This is a genomic window from Streptomyces sp. NPDC094032 (genome assembly GCF_040303965.1).
In the GTDB taxonomy this organism is placed as follows: Bacteria; Actinomycetota; Actinomycetes; order Streptomycetales; family Streptomycetaceae; genus Streptomyces.
In genome coordinates, this window is record NZ_JBEOUE010000012.1 from 127,946 (window position 1) to 144,088 (window position 16,143).

Here is a 16,143-nt window from a genome sequence, read left to right on the forward strand (position 1 = left end):
GTCGGAAGGGGCCGCTTGGTCACGCTGTGCGCGTCGTACGGGTCAGGCGGCGGAGCCGGCCTTCCACGCCGACCAGCTCATGTTCCAGCCGTTGAGGCCGTTGTCGGGAGCGATCGTCTTGTCCTTGGAGTTCTTGACGATGACGACGTCGCCGACGAGCGACTTGTCGTAGAACCAGGCGGCCTGCTGGTTGGGGTCGCCGGCGCCCTTGACGTCGGCGAGGCCCACGCAGCCGTGGCTGGTGTTCACGGAGCCGAAGATGGAGCGCGAGCCCCAGTAGTTGCCGTGGATGAAGGTGCCCGACGTGGACAGGCGCATGGCGTGCGGCACGTCCTTGATGTCGTACTCGCCCTTGCCGTCGGAGTCGGTGAAGCCGACGGTGGCGCCGTTCATCCGGGTCTCCTTGAACTTCTCGGAGATCACCATCTCACCGTTGTAGGTGGTGTTCTCCGGGGAGCCGGCGGAGATCGGGATCGTCTTGATCGTCTGGCCGTCCTGCTTGACGGTCATCGTCTTCGTGGCCACGTCGACCGTGGAGACCTGGTTGCGCCCGATCTTGAAGGTGACCGTCTTCTGCTGGACGCCGAAGACGCCGTTCGCGCCCTCGACGCCGTCGAGGTCCAGCTTCAGGGTGACGGTGGAGTTCTCGGTCCAGTACTTCTCGGGGCGGAAGTCGAGCCGCTGCGAGTTGAACCAGTGACCGACGACCTCCTGGCCGGAGCTGGAGGAGACGGTGATGCCGCCCTGGACGGCCTTCTTGTCGGTGATCGCCTTGTTGAAGTTGATCGAGACCGGCATGCCGACGCCGACGACGGAGCCGTCCTCCGGCGTGAAGTTGCCGATGAAGCTGTTGGCCTGCGAGACCGTGGTGAACGAGGAGTTCTCGTGGGCCTCGAGGCCCGCGGTGTCCTGTGCGGTCGCCGCGATCTTGTAGACGGTGGCGCGCTTGAGCGCCCCCGTCGGCTTCCAGCTGAGGCCGTCGGCCGCTATCTGGCCCTCGACCTTGGCGCCCTCGGCGGAGACCATCGTGACGTCGGTCAGCTTGCCGTCGGCGACGGTGACCTTGGCGTCGTTGTTGATCGACGCGTTCTGGGAGCCGTTCTTCGGCGAGATGGTGATCTGCGCCTTGGAGGTCTTCTGCGCGGCTGCCTCGTCGACCTGGGCCTGCGCGTTCTGCGAGGCGTCGGCGGCGCTGCCGCCCTTGCCGCCGTCGTTGCACGCCGTGAGCACCAGCACGCCGCCGAGCACCGCGGCAGCGGCCGCCAGGCTCTTACGGCGCTTGCCGTCCGTCATCACACGCTTCTCCATCGTCGCCGACTACCTGACTTCCTACTGAAACACCCATCACGCCCCTCCGGTTCCGCACCGGGGGGTTTGTGGGCAACACCACTGTCCGACACGCACCGGAGGCACCGTCCGGTTCCCGGACCCGCGCCGATACGGCACAGGGCCCCGGGACGCCGCCGTCCCGAGGCCCTGTGAAGCGGGGCGCGGGGGTCAGCTGCGGCCGTCGGCGACGCCTGCGGTGTCTGTGCCGTCTGTGCTGTCGTCTTCTTCCCGCCCACTATCTTCGTCGTCGAGGTCCCACTCCATAGCGTCGGGGTCGTATTCGATCTCCTCGCTGCTCCAGGAGGCCTGCACCATCTCGACGCCGGGGACCGTTCCGACCAGGTCGAAGGGCTCGACGAGGTACGCGAGGGCCTCGGCGCTGTCCTCCGCGACGGCGGCGCGGGCGTGCGTCCGCTCCTCCTCGGGCATGAACTCGTCGGCGTCGATCCGGCCGACGGCGGCCTCGGCGAGCGCGGGCGGTGCGTCGATCTCCAGGACCAGGTCGACCCGAAGCCGTACATAGCGTGATGTCTCGGAAGTGCTCATGGCCGGAGCGTAGAGCGCGGGAAGCCCTCGGCTTTCCCACGACCCGGTGTGTTCATTAGCATCGGCTCACCTGCCAATTCGCGGTTTCCGCAAGGGGGATCACCACACCGTGTCCGTCGCCCGACGCCCGCTGCTCACCGCCACCGCCGCGGGGACACTTCTCTGCGCCCTGTGGTTCGTCCCGTCGGCGAACGCCACGGACGAGCGGCTTCCGGTGGACCTCGCGCCGTCCTCCGTCTCCGACGAGGAACAGGACCCACGGCTGGCGGAGACCGGCGGCTTCGACACCACCCCGTACCTGCTCGGCGGGACGGCGTTCCTGGGCGTGGGGGCGGGCTTCGTGACCCTGGCGATGCGCCGGGGCGGCCGGGCCTGCTGAGGCCTCTCGGCGTACGAGCAAGGGCCGCCCCCGGTTCTCCCGGGAGCGGCCCTAGCTCATGCTCTTCTTGGGCTTACGCGAGCGGTCCGGTGACCGGCTCGACGGCGGCGACGAGCGCTCCGTCCCGTACGAAGGCGTCGGCGGCGGCCAGGTCGGGCGCGAGGAAGCGGTCCGGGCCGGGACCGGCGACACCGGCGGCGCGCAGCGCCTGGATGGCGGCGGCGGAGGCGGGGGCCGGGGTCAGGCCGTGGCGGAGCTCGATGCCGCGGGTGGCGGCGTACAGCTCGACGGCGATGATCCGGTTGAGGTTGCCGATGGCGGTGCGCAGCTTGCGGGCGGCGGACCAGCCCATGGAGACGTGGTCCTCCTGCATGGCGGAGGAGGGGATGGAGTCGGCGGAGGCCGGGACGGCGAGCCGCTTCATCTCGCTGACCAGGGCGGCCTGGGTGTACTGGGCGATCATCAGGCCGGAGTCGACGCCGGCGTCGTCGGCGAGGAAGGCCGGCAGGCCGTGCGAGCGGTTCTTGTCGAGGAGCCGGTCGGTGCGGCGCTCGGCGATGGAGCCGAGGTCGGCGGCGGCGATGGCGAGGAAGTCCAGGACGTACGCGACGGGGGCGCCGTGGAAGTTGCCGTTGGAGCGGACCTCGCCGTTGCCCAGGACCACCGGGTTGTCGACGGCGGCGGCGAGCTCGCGCTCGGCGACGAGCAGGGCGTGCGCCATGGTGTCGCGGCCGGCGCCCGCGACCTGCGGGGCGCAGCGCACGGAGTAGGCGTCCTGGACGCGGGGGGCCTCGCCGCTCTGGAAGTGGCCGGTGAGCTCGGAGCCCTTGAGGACGGCGAGCATGTTGGCGGCGGAGGCGGCCTGGCCGGGGTGCGGGCGGATGGCGTGCAGCTCGGGCTCCAGCACCTTCTCGGTGCCGAGCAGTGCCTCCAGGGAGAGGGCCGCGGTGATGTCGGCCGACTTGTAGAGGGTGTCGAGGTCGGCGAGGGCCATGATCAGCATGCCGAGCATGCCGTCGGTGCCGTTGAGGAGGGCGAGGCCCTCCTTCTCCTTGAGCTCGACGGGCTGGATCCCGGCGGCGGCGAGCAGCTCGCCGGCGGGCTTGACGACACCGTCGGGCCCCTCGGCGTCCCCTTCCCCCATCAGCGCGAGCGCGCAGTGGGAGAGCGGCGCGAGGTCGCCGGAGCAGCCGAGGGAGCCGTACTCGTGCACGACGGGGGTGATCCCCGCGTTGAGCACGTCGGCCATGGTCTGCGCGACCTCGGGGCGGACGCCGGTATGGCCGGAGGCGACGGTCTTGAGCCGCAGGAACATCAGCGCGCGCACGACCTCGCGCTCGACGTGCGGCCCCATGCCGGCGGCGTGCGACCGCACGATGTTGCGCTGGAGCTGGGCGCGCAGCTCGTGGCCGATGTGCCGGGTGGCGAGCGCGCCGAACCCGGTGGAGACGCCGTAGACCGGCTCGGGCTTCGCGGCGAGCGCGTCCACGGTGGCACGCGCGGCGGCGAGCGCCTGGACGGCCTCGGCCGACAGCTCGACGCGCGCGCCGTGGCGGGCGACGTCGATGACGTCCTGCGGGGTGGTGCCGGACGTCCCAAGGACGACAGTCTGCATATCCATATTCAGCACCCTACGGACTGAAGAGCGACATGTCACTAGGGGAACGGTCACCGGCCCTGGGGGCGGCAGACCCTTACGGGGGTGACGTCCGGCCGGGGGGCTCCGGACCTGCTTCCCGGTGGAGCTGGAGTTCCAGTCTGCGCCAGCGAACTCGATCTCTCGCGCGGTGCGGAACAGCTCGGGTGATCGAGGTACTGGTCCTCGGGGAAATGCGTACAGACGATGTCCGGGCGTGCCTCCAGGAAGCGGGTGTCCGGGATATTGGAGACGGGAGTGCGGCTACGGCTCGCGTCCGCCAGTTCCCCGGCCAGGGCGACGAGGGGCGGTCACCTCCGCGAGAGGCGTGACCGGGTCACACGAGCTGGATGTTGTCGGCGGCCGTCGTCCACTCGATCCCACCCTTGGGCCGGATGTGAGCGAGCCGTACGGTTCCGTGGCTGTGGAGCTCGTGCGTCACGGCGACGAGGACGCCCTCACCGCGCGAGGCGATGTCCCGGACGTTCCTGTTCAGGAGCGGATGCTGCTCGTATCCGTCCGGATCGACCGGGTTCACGTCCCCGCCTCCGTCCGGCTCTCGACGCGGCGCATGAACCTCTCCCAGCCGTCGGCCGCCCGCAGACGCAAGGCCCGGCTCGGCGCACCCGGCCGGGGTTCCGGCGGCGCGCGCGTACGACCAGCGGTACCGGGGGTCCTGCGGGGCGGTTCGGAGGTCGTCGTCACGTGGTCTCTCCTCTCGTACGGGCAGCGGCGGGCCGCGGTTCGGGACACGACACGGCCCGCTGCCTCGGGAGCCACTCGGAGGGTCTTTCAACCTCCGAGGACGTGTGAACAGTGAACTCCCCGGCACGGAAAGTGAGTACGGTTGACCGCTCACGAACTCGTTCAAGCCGTTCAAGATCGCTTTCAAGGAGCTGGAAGTGACAGGGAACCGGACACCGAACAGCCGGTTGGCGGAGGTCATCCACGAGGCCGGGGTGACGTATTACGCGCTGGCCAGGGAGATCCGCGCCGTGGCGGCCGAGGCCGGGGTGAGGTTGAGTACGGGGCCGTCGGCGGTCGCGTACTGGGTGGCCGGCGGTACACCATCCGGACGGACACCGTTCTTCGTTGCCGAGGCGCTCACCCGAAGGATGAAGCGGAAGGTGACGGTTGCCGAGATCGGTCTACGCTGCGCAGCCAGTGGGGAAGCCCTGGACGCCGATCCGCTGGCCACCGCCGCCGACCTCGGGAGGTCCGTGATGCTCCGACGCAGGGATGTCTTGAACTCCGCCTTCGCCGCTGCTGCCGTCGCTCTTCCGCTCGGCTACGACCACGAAGCCGTCGCTGCCACGCTCAGGGCCGGGCAGACCGTCGGAGGCGTCGGCGCCGAGGAAGTCGCGACGGTCCGGATGCTCACCGAGACGTTCAGGAGCTCGGACGAGAGACTGGGGGGCGGCCATGGGCTGACCGCTGTCACCGCGTACCTCACCGACACCGTCACCCCCATGCTTGCGGCACGCTTTCCCACGGACGCCGTCCGCAGGCAGGCGTTCGGGGCAGCGGCCCAGTTGGCGACGCTGGTGGGCTGGAAGCACCACGACCTCGGCCGTGAGGGAGTCGCGCAGCGGTACTACCTGCTCGGCTATCAGCTCGCCTGCGAGGCCGACCCACACGGGCACGCGGCGTGGATGATGCGCGCCATGACCCATCAAGCACTCGACCTCGGTCACCCCGACACGTGCGTGGAGCTGGCGGAGGAGGCCCTGCGCAGAGCGTCCGGGAGAGTCGACCGGAGGACAGAGGCGCTGCTGCTGGTGACCTGCGCCAGGGCGTACGGCAACAGCAAGGAGAACGGGAAGGCGGCGCGAGCGCTGCTGGCCGCCGAGGACGCCGTTCTGGACGTGCGGGAGCCGGTACTGTCGTTCGCCGCCGCCGCCGGGCCCGTGACAGCCACGGTCGCCTCGCACACGGGCAAGACGCTGACCGCGATGCACGACTACGCGGCGGCCGAGCGGAACTACCGATCCGCGTTGGCGGACCGCACGCCTGGCACCTATCAGCGTGTGCACGGCCTGACCATGGTCAACCTGGGGAAATCGGTGGCAGCCCAGCACCGCCACGAGGAGGCCGTGGGCCTGTGGAGCCGCTCTCTGAACTTCATGGACGGTGTCGTCTCCGACCGCAACCGCCAGGAGATCAGAACGATTCATTCGAGGGCGGCCGTCTACCGCAAGCGCGGTGTGGCAGGCGCCAGAAGCCTGGAGCAGAAGACGGCCGAGCTGCTGCGGCCCGAGCACGAGCCAACAGGGAGTGGACGCCATGAAAGTGGGCGTAGTGGTGCTGACGATGGGCGACCGGCCCCAGGAACTCCTGGCGCTCCTTGAGTCGGTGGCCCGTCAGGAAGGCGAGCCCGCGACGGTCGTCGTGCTGGGCCAGGGTGTGAAGCTCCCGCGCCTCCCAGAAGGCGTCTCGGGCGTCGAACTGCCGAAGAACCTCGGCATCCCCGGCGGCAGGAACGCGGGCGTGCAGGCGCTGCGCGAGCAAGGTGGCGTGGACACGGTCGTGGTCCTGGACGACGACGGAACGCTGCCCCGCACCGACACCCTCCGCCTGGTCCGGGAAGCGTTCGCCGAGAACGCCCGCCTGGGAATCGTCAGCTTCCGGATCGTGGACGAGGAAGGGATCAGCCAGCGCAGGCACATCCCGCGCCTCGGCGGTGCCGACCCGCACCTGTCCGGCCCGGTCACCACATTCCCGGGCGGGGCCCATGCGATCCGCATGAGCGTGATCGATCAAGTAGGCGACTTCCCGGCGCAGTTCTTCTACGCGCACGAAGAGACCGACTTCGCGTGGCGCGCGCTGGACGCCGGCTGGGAGATCGACTACCGCGCCGACATCGTCCTGCGCCATCCGCGCACCGCCGCGTCCCGACACGCCGCCTACTACCGCAACACCGGCCGCAACCGGGTCTGGCTGGCCAAGCGCCACCTGCCCGCGATCCTTGTACCCGTGTACCTCGCGACGTGGGCGGCGTACACAGTGGTGCAGAGGCCACCGCTGACTGGGCTCAAGGAGTGGTGGGCCGGATTCTTCGAGGGGGTCCGCGTGCCGTGCCCGCCGCGACGCCCGATGCGGTGGCGCACCGTCTGGAGGATGACGCGGTTGGGCAGGCCGCCGGTGATCTGAGACGGCGCACTTCCGTCAGAAAGGCACAGCCTGACGCTGCGCATGCTCATGGAGGAGATCAAGAAGCCCTAGGTTCTGGCATATTCACTCAGTGCGGCGGACTGGCCACTCTCCGTACGATACGGTTGGCATAAATCGGCCCCCGCGATGGCGCCAACCATCTGCGAGGGCCTTCACCACTAGTGGATTGCGACCTCCACCGTGATGTACCGCAACTTTATCGCGCCCTCGCGCGGCTTCACCCAGTTCTCGCACGACCTCATTCGGCATCCTCGGCTCTGCTCCGATGCCGTGCGGCTTCTGACCTGGCAGCTCTCGCTGCCGGACGGGGCGCGGGAGTCGTTGTCGCGGAGTGCTGAGCGTGCCCGGATCGGGGCATGTGCGTTCAGCCGGGCCAAGCGGCAGCTCAAGGACGAGGGGTTCGTCCATGAGCGGCGGGTGCAGGGGCCCGGGGGGCGGTGGGTGACGCAACAGCTTGTCTCCAACGTGCCGTTGAGCGAGGCGCAGGCCGCCAAGCTGCTCGGGAGATCGCCGGCATCCGCCCAGGTCGTACCGAGTCCCCGGATTCCGACGGTCGGTGGTCCGACCCCCCGGAGCACCGACGGTCATCCAAGAAAAGACGACGGAGAGAACACCTCCGACCTTCCGCCCGCCCCGGCGGCCCCGGACCCCGAGGTGCCGGAAGAGGCTCGCGCGCTCGTCGGTGCCCTGCCGCTCCTCTCGCCCGCCCTGCGGCACATCCCGCCCGGCATGCGCGAGGAGTTGGCGCGGCTCGCCGCCGCCTGGTTGGCCGCCGGGCACACCTCCACCGCCATCCACGAGCACCTCCTGCGCGGCCTGCCCGCCGCCGGGACCCCCGTACAGCGGCCCGGCGGCCTCGTCCGCTACCTGCTGCGCGAAGTGCCGCCCCTCGCGCAGGCCAGACCTGCTCCACCGTCCCGGCTGGCCGGGACCCGCGAGTGCGAGGGCGACCACATGCAGGCGACGCTCTTCCGGCCCGTGGGGGACGAGACCTTGTGCTGGTTCTGCCGGTCGGAGGGGTCAGGGCGTCCCCGGGCGTGAGACGTACGGGGTGCTCGGGGCCGGTGTGGGCGCCTGGGGCGTGGCCGTGTGCGCCGGGGTACGGGCGGGCAGCACCGGGGCCGGTGTCAGGGGGCCGTCGTTCGGAAGCAGGGCTAGGACGCAGACGGCCGCCACGGCTGCCGCCGCCCCCAGTGCCGCCAGCGTGCGGAACCGGCGCGTTCCCCGGCGACTCCCCTGCGGTGGTGCCTCGCGGCGCAGGTCGTGGACGGTGACCAGGGCCGCGCGGGCGGCGAACGCGGCGCGCAGGCGTTCCTCTACGGGCGGTGGTGTCATCGGGCCGCCTCCAGTCTCTTCTCCAGGGCGTCCAGGGCGCGGCTCGCCGTGGACTTCACCGTGCCGCGCGAGAGGCCCAGCGTCTGCGCGATCTGCGCCTCGGTCAGCTCCGACCAGTAGCGCAGCACCAGCACCTCTCGCTGTCGCCGCGTCAGCTCCGCCAGCGCGTCGAGCACGTGCCGGTGCTCCTCCGCGAGCAGCAGCCCCTCGTCGACGGGCGCGCCGGAGCCCGGGTGCGGCGGGACGTACGCGCGCGCGGTGCGGCGCCTGCGCAGTACGGAGCGGGACGCGTTGACGACGGCGGTGTGCAGGTACGCGCCGGGTTCCCGGAGCCCGTCGAGCGAGGTCCCGTACGCGCGGCACACCGCCGCGAACGCGTCCTGGACCACGTCCTCCGCCGTCGGCAGGTCGTCCACCAGGAAGAGCGCGAGCCGCACCATGTCCAGCCGCCTGGCCCGGTAGAGCTCGGTGAGGTCGGGGGCGGGCTCCTCGCCGTACGGGGGGCCTACGGCGCGCAGATGACGTTCCCGTACCGGCGCACGCTCCTCCCGGGCCACACGGGACACCCGGAGCGCCAGCAGCCGGGACCACCAGGGCGGAGTAAGGGGGACAGGGAGGGGGAGGGAGAAGGCGTACGGCATGGGCCTCGGTTCGTCGGGGGGGGAGGTGGACGGGCGGGCGGGCCCGGGGGAAATGGGCCCGCCCGCTCGCCTCGGGGCGCTACTTGCCGGGCGAGATCACGCGCGGGGCGTTCTCCGCCTGGGCCGGGGCCGGGGCGGGCTTCGGCGTGGACTGCTTGCCGGCCGGCGCGGGCGTCTGCTTCGGCGCGGTCACGACCTTCGGCGCCGCCGGGGCCGGCTTCGGGGACGAGTCCGCGACGGCCTGGGCGGCGAAGGCGCCGCCGAGGAGCAGCGCGGCGCCGGCGACGACGCCGAGGATCCGGGGGCGGGGGCGGTACTTGGACATGCGGTTCTCCCGAGGAAGGGTCGGAAATGCGGTCTGAAGGGCGCCTTCAACCCACCAGACGTGCGGCCCGGCCCGAGGTTGCCGCTCGCGTCCGAAAAGTTTCCGCCGCCCGCCAGCCCGTGCGGCATGCTCGGCGCATGGAATTCCTCGTCTGTCATCGCGACCGCGCCGGATCGCTGCCGCTGCGCCGGGAACTGCTGGAGGCGCACTGGGCGTACATGGACCGGTTCGAGAAGGAGCTGATCGCCCGGGGGCCGACGTTCGGCGAGGACGGCGAGACGCTCACCGGCAGCGTGCACATCGTCGACCTGCCCGGCCCCGCCGAGGCCCGCGCCTTCGCGTTCGACGAGCCGAACTACCAGGCCGGCGCCTACCGTGACGTGATGGTGCGCCGGTGGCGCAACGCGCTGGGGCGCACCATGTGGGAGTTCCCGGGGGGCCGCACCGAGGGGCGGCGCTTCCTGGTGCTCGGCCTCGGCCAGGGCGAGCCCGTCGACCTGGAGGCGCCGGAGGACCGGGCGGACGACCTCATCGCGTACGGCCCCCTGCTCTCCGACGACGGCACCACCTGGCTCGGCACGGCGGCCCTGCTCCGCGCGCCGGGCGCGGAGGCGGCGCGGAGCGTGCTGACCACGGCCGCGTACGCCGACGTGGAGGCGCACGCCTGGGAGTTCGGCGGGCGACGTTAGAACAGGCGAGTCACGCCCTACACCGGCGGCGCGTCCCTGAACCGCCTGCGGTCGCGGGCGCCCGGTGGTGCGTCGGCGAGGCGGATGACGGTGCCGTCGCGGCCTGCCACCACCGGCTTCACCGAGCGGGCGGCCTTCGCCTGGTACTGGGCCGCGTCGGCGAGGCGGAAGAGGCGGCGGGCCGACTTCAGGGGGCCGATCGGGTCGCCGGTCGACGCGACCCCGCAGGCAACACCCTCGCCCAGCTCCAGTTCGGCGGCGCGGACGCACAGCTCCTCGGCCACGCCCACCACCTCGTCGGCGGTGGGGCCGACCGAGACCAGGCAGAACTCGTCGCCGCCCAGGCGCGCGGCGAGCGCCCCGGAGAGGCGCGCGCCGCACCGTGACAGTACGGAGCCGAATCGTTCCAGCAGGCGGTCACCGACCGCGTGGCCGTGCGTGTCGTTGACCCGTTTCAGTCCATTGAGGTCGCAGACGACGAGGCTCACCACCGAGCCGTCGATCCGATAGCGCTCGATCGCCTCGTCGAGGCGGGTGTCGACCGCCCGCCGGTTGGCGAGCCCCGTCAGCGGGTCCGTGAAGGCCAGCTTGCGGACCTCCTCCAGGCGCTCCGCCTGCGCGATCCCGGCCGCGACCACGGCGGCCAGCACCGTCGCGAAGTCCGCGTCGTCCCGGTCGAAGCACAGCTCCCCGGCCCGGCGCGCCACGTACAGCTCGCCCCAGGCCCGCCCGTGCAGCACGATCGGGGCGACGACGCAGCAGCCGCGCCCGCGCCGCCGCAGCCCGGCGACCCGGCCGGTCGGCACCAGGTCGTCGGCGGTCTCCACCCAGGCGTCGGGCTCGCCGCCGCCCGCCCACTGCTCGTGCAGGAACTCGGTGATCTCCGGGAACTGATGCACGGGATACGTCTCCGAGTCCGGGAACTCCTCCTCCCCCACGGCCCGCTCCCCGGCGTTCACCAGGACCTTCAGCCGCCCGTGGTCCCGCTCCCAGACCGAGAGCGCGGCGAAGCTGCCGCCGAGCGCCTCGCAGGCGCCCAGCGCCGCAGCCCGCCAGAACTCGCGCGGGGTGTGCGCCGCCGCCATCGCCTGAGCCAGTGCCACTACGGCTCGCAGCCGCACATCCTCACCCATTCCTCCAGCTTAGGGAGGTTTGATCCGTTTTCCCCTCCGAGACGTCACGGAAAGTTACATATGGTGAAAATCAGGATGGTTTCGGGACAAACCCGGCGGCTACTCCCCCGGCCAGTTCGGCTTCCGCTTCTCGTTGAACGCCGCCACGCCCTCCGCCCGGTCGCCCGAGAACGCCACCGAGCGCCAGGCCGCGTCCTCGACCTCAAGGCCCGCCCGCAGGTCCAGGCCCTGGCCGAGACGCATGGCCTTCTTGGCGGCGCGCAGGCCGACCGGCGAGTTGGCGGCGATCCGGCCGGCGAGCTCCAGGGCGGCCGTACGGGCGTCCTCCTCCAGCAGGTCCACCAGGCCCAGCTCGCGCGCCTCAGCGGCCTCCACCCGGCGGGCCGTGAAGACCAGCTCGGCGGCGCGGGCCGCGCCCACCCGGCGCGGCAGCAGCTGCGTACCGCCGCCGCCGGGGATGACGCCCACGGAGACCTCGGGCAGCCCGACCACGGCGGTCGCGTCGGCGACGATCACGTCGCAGGCGAGCGCCAGCTCGAAGCCGCCGCCGAGGGCGAAGCCGTGCACGGCGGCGACGGTCGGCATCGGCAGCTCCAGGACGCCGGTGTACGCGGCGCGGGCGGTGGGGCGCTGCCGGACCAGCTCGGCGTCGGTGAAGGAGTTGCGCTCCTTCAGGTCGGCGCCGACGCAGAAGGCCCGGTCGTTGGAGGAGGTCAGCACGGTGACCCGTACCGAGGGATCGGCGGCGAGCGCGTCGCAGGCGGCGCCGAGGGAGCGGGCCATCTCGGAGGAGACCGCGTTCATCGCCTTGGGCCGGTCGAGGACCAGCTCGGCGACGAACCCCTCTTTCCGGACCGCGACGAACTCACCGAAACGCTGCTCCGACGACTGCCCAGACGACTGCTCCGACATGACCGCACACCCTCCCGGTTAACGACTGTTCACCGGGATCCTAGGTGGGGCGGCGCCCCAGCAGCCAGGGCTCCACGACGCCGAGTCCGCGGACCGGGCGCTGCCACATCGGCTGGAGTGCGAAGCGGTACGTGGGGGCGCGCTCGCCCTCCTTCTCCGCGCGGGCGGCCTCCTCGGCCGCCCCCGTCTCGGAGACGGGCGCCTCTCCGGTCCTGGTCAGCTCCTCCGCGAAGGCGCTGTCGACCAGGACGGCGTCCTTGGGGGCTATCGAGGTGAGCCTGCTGGCCAGGTTGACCGTGGTGCCGAAGACATCGCCCATCCGGGTGGTGACGGTGCCGAAGGCGATGCCGACGCGCAGCGCGGGCATGGTCTCGTCGTGGCTGAGCGTCTCGATGAGGCGCAGTGCGATCTCGGCGGCGGTGCCGGCGTCGTCGGCGGCGTAGAGGACCTCGTCGCCGAGGGTCTTGATGAGCCGGCCGCCGTGCGCGGCGACCAGGTCGGCGCAGGTGGTCTCGAAGGCCTCGACGAGCTCGCCGAGCTCCTCCTCCTCCAGGCGGCGGGTGAGCCGGGTGAAGCCGACCAGGTCCGCGAAGCCGACCGCGAGCCGCCGGTCGACCATCTCCTCGTCGTCGGCGGCCTGCACGACCCGGCCGGTGGCGGCGGCGAGCTGGCGGCGCCACACGTAGATCAGGAACTCCTCCAGCTCGGGCAGGAGCAGTTCGACGAGGGGGTACGTGACCTCGGTGCGGGTCATGCCGGGCTCGGGCGGCTCGGTCAGACCCTCCAGGAAGGAGTCGATCTGCCATTCGGCCAGCCGGGCGGTGGTCTGCCCGGTGGAGCGGGCGACCTGCACGGCCATCGGCTCGCTGAGCAGCCCGGCCTCGACGAGACCGGCGAGGCGGCGCAGCGCGAGCACGTCGGCCTCGGTGAGCGCCTTGGCCTGGCCGATGTCGGCGAACCCCATGGCCCGCCAGAAGCGGGAGGCGAGCTCCATGGAGACGCCGGCGGTGCGGGCGGCCTGGAAGGGGGTGTAGCGGCGGTCGGCGCCAAGGATGAGCTGTTCGAGGCGGATCGCGAGGGGGTCGTCGGTCGGTTCGGCCGTGTGGTCGACGACGTGGTGGGGGGTGGGGTACGCGGAGGGCTCCGGCGGATCGACGGCCTCGGGCCCTCCGGAACCCCTCCCGGAGGGCCCCTCGGGCGCCCTGGGGGCCGCCCCCGAAGGCCCCGCCGTCGCAGAGGGTTCGGCCACGTCGTCGCTGCTCGCGTCGTCGACGGTCACCGGCCGCCTCCTGCCCGTTCCCTGCCCACTGTCCTGCCGTTCTGTAGTGGAAGGCGCTTCACGATCGCGCCCCACGAATCGGGCTCCACGATACGACAGGTGTGTGCTGGCTCACGCCCGAACCGGCCGCCACCGGGGGTGACCGACCGGTTCGGACGCGCCACGCGGGCGCGTGCCCGGATCAGTCGGCCGCGCGCAGGTGGACGATGTCGCCGGCCGCGACCGCCTCGGTGCCGCCGCCCCCGGTGGCGACGACGAGGCGCCCGTCGCCGTCGACCCCGACGGCGTCGCCCTCCAGCATCCGCTCGCCCGGCAGATCGGCGCGGACCCGGCGGCCGAGGGTGGCGCACCGCTCCTCGTACGCCGCCAGGAGGCCGGAGGCGGCTGGGTCGCCGGCGGCCCGCACCCAGTCCCCGTACCACTGCTCCAGCGAGCGCAGCACGGCCCGCAGCAGGGTGTCGCGGTCGGTGGAGACGGAGTCGGCGAGGAGGAGCGAGCCCGCCAGGGGGACGGGGAGCTCGTCCGGGCGCAGGGTGACGTTGACGCCGAGGCCGACGACGACGCCGTCCGCGCCGGCCCGCTCCGCGAGGATGCCGCCGGTCTTGCGCTCCTCCCCCGCGACGCGTACGAGCAGGTCGTTGGGCCACTTGAGGGTCAGGTCGGCGCCGGCGGCCTTGGACAGGCCGGTCGCGGCGGCGACGCCGGTGAGCAGCGGCAGCCAGCCCCAGCGGTGCACGGGCACGTCCGGCTTGAGCAGGACGGAGAAGAAGAGGCCGGAGCGGGCCGGGGCGGTCCAGCTGCGGTCGAGGCGGCCGCGTCCGGAGGTCTGCTCCTCGGCGACCAGCACCGCCCCTTCGGGGAGTTCGTCGGCGCGGGCGGCGAGGTCGGAGTTGGTGGAACCGGTGGACTCGACCACGTCGAGGGAGGTCCACAGACCGTCGGGGAGGACGAGCGCGTGGCGCAGGGCGGGCGCGTTGAGCGGCGGCCGGTCGAGGTCGGACCAGCGTCCCGCTGACCCTTGGGAGGACGTCATGCAAGCCAGCGTAGGTGTGGCAAACGCCGCACTGCCGAACCGTATCCGCGCCGATACGCTACGGGTCAGTAGCCCAGCAGTAGCCCATTCGTAGTCAACGAACCCCCCGTGACCAGGCAGGGAGCCGCATCCCGATGTCCGAGCCGGCAGAGCACGACCAGATCGACATTCACACGACCGCAGGCAAGATCGCGGACCTGCAGCGCCGGGTCGGCGAGGCCACGCACGCCGGTTCCGCACGCGCGGTCGAGAAGCAGCACGCCAAGGGCAAGCTGACCGCGCGCGAGCGGATCGCACTGCTGCTCGACGAAGGTTCGTTCGTGGAGCTCGACGAACTGGCCCGGCACCGGTCGACCAACTTCGGCCTGGAGAAGAACCGCCCCTACGGCGACGGCGTCGTGACCGGCTACGGCACCGTCGACGGGCGCCCGGTGGCCGTCTTCTCGCAGGACTTCACCGTCTTCGGCGGCGCCCTCGGCGAGGTCTTCGGCCAGAAGATCATCAAGGTGATGGACTTCGCGCTGAAGACCGGCTGCCCGGTCATCGGCATCAACGACTCCGGCGGCGCCCGCATCCAGGAGGGCGTGAGCGCGCTCGGCATGTACGGCGAGATCTTCCGCCGCAACACCCATGCCTCCGGCGTGATCCCGCAGATCTCGCTCGTCGTCGGCCCCTGCGCGGGCGGCGCGGTCTACTCGCCCGCGATCACCGACTTCACGGTGATGGTCGACCAGACCTCGCACATGTTCATCACGGGCCCGGACGTCATCAAGACGGTGACCGGCGAGGACGTCGGTTTCGAGGAGCTCGGCGGCGCCCGCACCCACAACACCACCTCCGGTGTCGCGCACCACATGGCGGGCGACGAGAAGGACGCGATCGAGTACGTCAAGTCCCTTCTGTCCTACCTGCCTTCGAACAACCTCTCCGAGCCGCCGGCCTTCCCGGAGACCGCGGAGACCGAGGCGACGGACGAGGACCGCGAGCTCGACGTCCTCATCCCGGACTCGGCGAACCAGCCGTACGACATGCACACCGTGATCGAGCACGTCCTCGACGACGGCGAATTCCTGGAGACCCAGGCGCTGTTCGCGCCGAACATCCTGACCGGCTTCGGCCGGGTGGAGGGCTTCCCGGTCGGCGTGGTCGCCAACCAGCCGATGCAGTTCGCCGGTTGCCTCGACATCAACGCGAGCGAGAAGGCCGCGCGCTTCGTGCGCACCTGCGACGCCTTCAACATCCCGGTGCTCACCTTCGTCGACGTCCCGGGCTTCCTGCCGGGCGTGGACCAGGAGTACGGCGGCATCATCCGGCGCGGCGCGAAGCTGATCTACGCGTACGCCGAGGCGACCGTCCCCATGATCACCGTCATCACCCGCAAGGCCTTCGGCGGCGCGTACGACGTGATGGGCTCCAAGCACCTGGGCGCCGACCTCAACCTGGCCTGGCCGACCGCGCAGATCGCCGTCATGGGCGCGCAGGGCGCGGTCAACATCCTGCACCGCCGGGCCATCGCGGAGGCCGGGGACGAGGCCGAGGCGGAGCGGGCGCGGCTGATCCAGGAGTACGAGGACGCGCTGCTCAACCCGTACATCGCGGCCGAGCGCGGCTACATCGACGGGGTGATCCTGCCGTCCGACACGCGCCCGCAGATCGTGAAGGGCCTGCGTCAGCTGCGGACGAAGCGGGAATCCCTGCCCCCGAAGAAGCACGGCAACATCCCGCTCTAGGCGCT

The 16,143-nt window shown here is 71.7% G+C and carries 17 protein-coding genes; 6 read left to right on the forward strand and 11 right to left on the reverse strand.

Annotated features, from left to right (window positions below; genetic code table 11):
* Nucleotides 1–42 precede the first annotated feature (42 nt).
* Both ABTZ54_RS18900 and ABTZ54_RS18905 read right to left on the reverse strand, forming a co-directional pair.
* Nucleotides 43–1,308: a L,D-transpeptidase gene (locus tag ABTZ54_RS18900; RefSeq protein WP_351664496.1), complete on the reverse strand. Its 1,266-nt coding sequence runs from the start codon at nt 1,306–1,308 to the stop codon at nt 43–45.
* Between the two features lie 189 nt (nt 1,309–1,497).
* Nucleotides 1,498–1,875, reverse strand: coding sequence for a hypothetical protein (locus ABTZ54_RS18905; RefSeq protein ID WP_351664498.1), 378 nt, complete (start codon nt 1,873–1,875; stop codon nt 1,498–1,500).
* A gap of 109 nt (nt 1,876–1,984) precedes the next feature.
* Here ABTZ54_RS18905 and ABTZ54_RS18910 point away from each other — a divergent pair, with 109 nt between their 5' ends.
* Entirely contained in the window at nt 1,985–2,254 is a 270-nt protein-coding gene (locus ABTZ54_RS18910) for a hypothetical protein (RefSeq protein ID WP_351664500.1), read from the forward strand.
* A gap of 73 nt (nt 2,255–2,327) precedes the next feature.
* Here ABTZ54_RS18910 and hutH read toward each other — a convergent pair whose 3' ends face one another.
* Both hutH and ABTZ54_RS18920 read right to left on the reverse strand, forming a co-directional pair.
* Nucleotides 2,328–3,869, reverse strand: a complete 1,542-nt coding sequence (gene hutH / locus ABTZ54_RS18915; RefSeq protein ID WP_351664688.1) for a histidine ammonia-lyase — start codon at nt 3,867–3,869, stop codon at nt 2,328–2,330.
* A gap of 358 nt (nt 3,870–4,227) precedes the next feature.
* A complete protein-coding gene (locus ABTZ54_RS18920) occupies nt 4,228–4,428 on the reverse strand; it encodes a hypothetical protein (RefSeq protein WP_351664502.1) in 201 nt (66 codons plus the stop codon).
* A gap of 364 nt (nt 4,429–4,792) precedes the next feature.
* On the opposite strand from ABTZ54_RS18920, the gene ABTZ54_RS18925 reads away from it, so the two are divergent.
* The 3 genes from ABTZ54_RS18925 to ABTZ54_RS18935 all read left to right on the forward strand — a co-directional run bounded on the left by ABTZ54_RS18925 (nt 4,793) and on the right by ABTZ54_RS18935 (nt 8,102).
* On the forward strand, nt 4,793–6,238 hold the full coding sequence (locus ABTZ54_RS18925) for an NsdA family TPR-like regulatory protein (protein WP_351664504.1): 1,446 nt from the start codon (nt 4,793–4,795) through the stop codon (nt 6,236–6,238).
* On the forward strand, nt 6,174–7,040 hold the full coding sequence (locus ABTZ54_RS18930; RefSeq protein ID WP_351664506.1) for a glycosyltransferase family 2 protein: 867 nt from the start codon (nt 6,174–6,176) through the stop codon (nt 7,038–7,040). The genes ABTZ54_RS18925 and ABTZ54_RS18930 overlap by 65 nt, the downstream gene beginning before the upstream one ends.
* A 462-nt stretch (nt 7,041–7,502) precedes the next feature.
* Nucleotides 7,503–8,102 (forward strand): hypothetical protein, encoded by a 600-nt coding sequence (locus tag ABTZ54_RS18935; protein WP_351664508.1) that lies wholly within the window; start codon nt 7,503–7,505, stop codon nt 8,100–8,102.
* Here ABTZ54_RS18935 and ABTZ54_RS18940 read toward each other — a convergent pair.
* From ABTZ54_RS18940 to ABTZ54_RS18950, 3 genes are all read right to left on the reverse strand, one after another.
* On the reverse strand, nt 8,082–8,396 hold the full coding sequence (locus tag ABTZ54_RS18940; RefSeq protein WP_351664510.1) for a hypothetical protein: 315 nt from the start codon (nt 8,394–8,396) through the stop codon (nt 8,082–8,084). The two genes, ABTZ54_RS18935 and ABTZ54_RS18940, sit on opposite strands and share 21 nt — an antisense overlap.
* Nucleotides 8,393–9,037, reverse strand: a complete 645-nt coding sequence (locus ABTZ54_RS18945) for an RNA polymerase sigma factor (protein WP_351664512.1) — start codon at nt 9,035–9,037, stop codon at nt 8,393–8,395. Before ABTZ54_RS18945 ends, ABTZ54_RS18940 begins: the two co-directional genes overlap by 4 nt.
* Nucleotides 9,038–9,116: 79 nt before the next feature.
* The gene (locus ABTZ54_RS18950; protein ID WP_351664514.1) at nt 9,117–9,362 is read right to left on the reverse strand and encodes a hypothetical protein; all 246 of its coding nucleotides are present in this window, start codon (nt 9,360–9,362) and stop codon (nt 9,117–9,119) included.
* A 137-nt stretch (nt 9,363–9,499) separates the two neighbouring features.
* On the opposite strand from ABTZ54_RS18950, the gene ABTZ54_RS18955 reads away from it, so the two are divergent.
* Nucleotides 9,500–10,051: a YciI family protein gene (locus ABTZ54_RS18955; protein ID WP_351664516.1), complete on the forward strand. Its 552-nt coding sequence runs from the start codon at nt 9,500–9,502 to the stop codon at nt 10,049–10,051.
* A gap of 17 nt (nt 10,052–10,068) precedes the next feature.
* Here ABTZ54_RS18955 and ABTZ54_RS18960 read toward each other — a convergent pair whose 3' ends face one another.
* The 4 genes from ABTZ54_RS18960 to ABTZ54_RS18975 all read right to left on the reverse strand — a co-directional run bounded on the left by ABTZ54_RS18960 (nt 10,069) and on the right by ABTZ54_RS18975 (nt 14,408).
* Complete coding sequence (locus tag ABTZ54_RS18960; RefSeq protein WP_351664518.1) at nt 10,069–11,184, reverse strand: GGDEF domain-containing protein; 1,116 nt, start codon at nt 11,182–11,184, stop codon at nt 10,069–10,071.
* Nucleotides 11,185–11,283: 99 nt separating this feature from the next.
* Nucleotides 11,284–12,096 (reverse strand): enoyl-CoA hydratase/isomerase family protein, encoded by an 813-nt coding sequence (locus tag ABTZ54_RS18965; RefSeq protein ID WP_351664520.1) that lies wholly within the window; start codon nt 12,094–12,096, stop codon nt 11,284–11,286.
* A gap of 40 nt (nt 12,097–12,136) precedes the next feature.
* Complete coding sequence (locus ABTZ54_RS18970) at nt 12,137–13,375, reverse strand: adenylate/guanylate cyclase domain-containing protein (RefSeq protein WP_351664522.1); 1,239 nt, start codon at nt 13,373–13,375, stop codon at nt 12,137–12,139.
* A gap of 181 nt (nt 13,376–13,556) precedes the next feature.
* On the reverse strand, nt 13,557–14,408 hold the full coding sequence (locus ABTZ54_RS18975) for a biotin--[acetyl-CoA-carboxylase] ligase (protein WP_351664524.1): 852 nt from the start codon (nt 14,406–14,408) through the stop codon (nt 13,557–13,559).
* 134 nt (nt 14,409–14,542) lie between these two features.
* Between ABTZ54_RS18975 and ABTZ54_RS18980 the strand changes: the two genes are divergently transcribed.
* On the forward strand, nt 14,543–16,138 hold the full coding sequence (locus ABTZ54_RS18980; protein WP_351664526.1) for an acyl-CoA carboxylase subunit beta: 1,596 nt from the start codon (nt 14,543–14,545) through the stop codon (nt 16,136–16,138).
* Nucleotides 16,139–16,143: the final 5 nt, after the last annotated feature.

Bases quoted from the DNA above. Each gene is read 5' to 3' on its own strand.
- ABTZ54_RS18900 (WP_351664496.1), bottom strand. From the start codon at position 1,308: ATGGAGAAGCGTGTGATGACGGACGGCAAGCGCCGTAAGAGCCTGGCG.
- ABTZ54_RS18905 (WP_351664498.1), bottom strand. From the start codon at position 1,875: ATGAGCACTTCCGAGACATCACGCTATGTACGGCTTCGGGTCGACCTG.
- hutH (WP_351664688.1), bottom strand. From the start codon at position 3,869: ATGCAGACTGTCGTCCTTGGGACGTCCGGCACCACCCCGCAGGACGTC.
- ABTZ54_RS18930 (WP_351664506.1), top strand. From the start codon at position 6,174: ATGAAAGTGGGCGTAGTGGTGCTGACGATGGGCGACCGGCCCCAGGAA.
- ABTZ54_RS18940 (WP_351664510.1), bottom strand. From the start codon at position 8,396: ATGACACCACCGCCCGTAGAGGAACGCCTGCGCGCCGCGTTCGCCGCC.
- ABTZ54_RS18945 (WP_351664512.1), bottom strand. From the start codon at position 9,037: ATGCCGTACGCCTTCTCCCTCCCCCTCCCTGTCCCCCTTACTCCGCCC.
- ABTZ54_RS18950 (WP_351664514.1), bottom strand. From the start codon at position 9,362: ATGTCCAAGTACCGCCCCCGCCCCCGGATCCTCGGCGTCGTCGCCGGC.
- ABTZ54_RS18955 (WP_351664516.1), top strand. From the start codon at position 9,500: ATGGAATTCCTCGTCTGTCATCGCGACCGCGCCGGATCGCTGCCGCTG.
- ABTZ54_RS18960 (WP_351664518.1), bottom strand. From the start codon at position 11,184: ATGGGTGAGGATGTGCGGCTGCGAGCCGTAGTGGCACTGGCTCAGGCG.
- ABTZ54_RS18965 (WP_351664520.1), bottom strand. From the start codon at position 12,096: ATGTCGGAGCAGTCGTCTGGGCAGTCGTCGGAGCAGCGTTTCGGTGAG.
- ABTZ54_RS18975 (WP_351664524.1), bottom strand. From the start codon at position 14,408: ATGACGTCCTCCCAAGGGTCAGCGGGACGCTGGTCCGACCTCGACCGG.
- ABTZ54_RS18980 (WP_351664526.1), top strand. From the start codon at position 14,543: ATGTCCGAGCCGGCAGAGCACGACCAGATCGACATTCACACGACCGCA.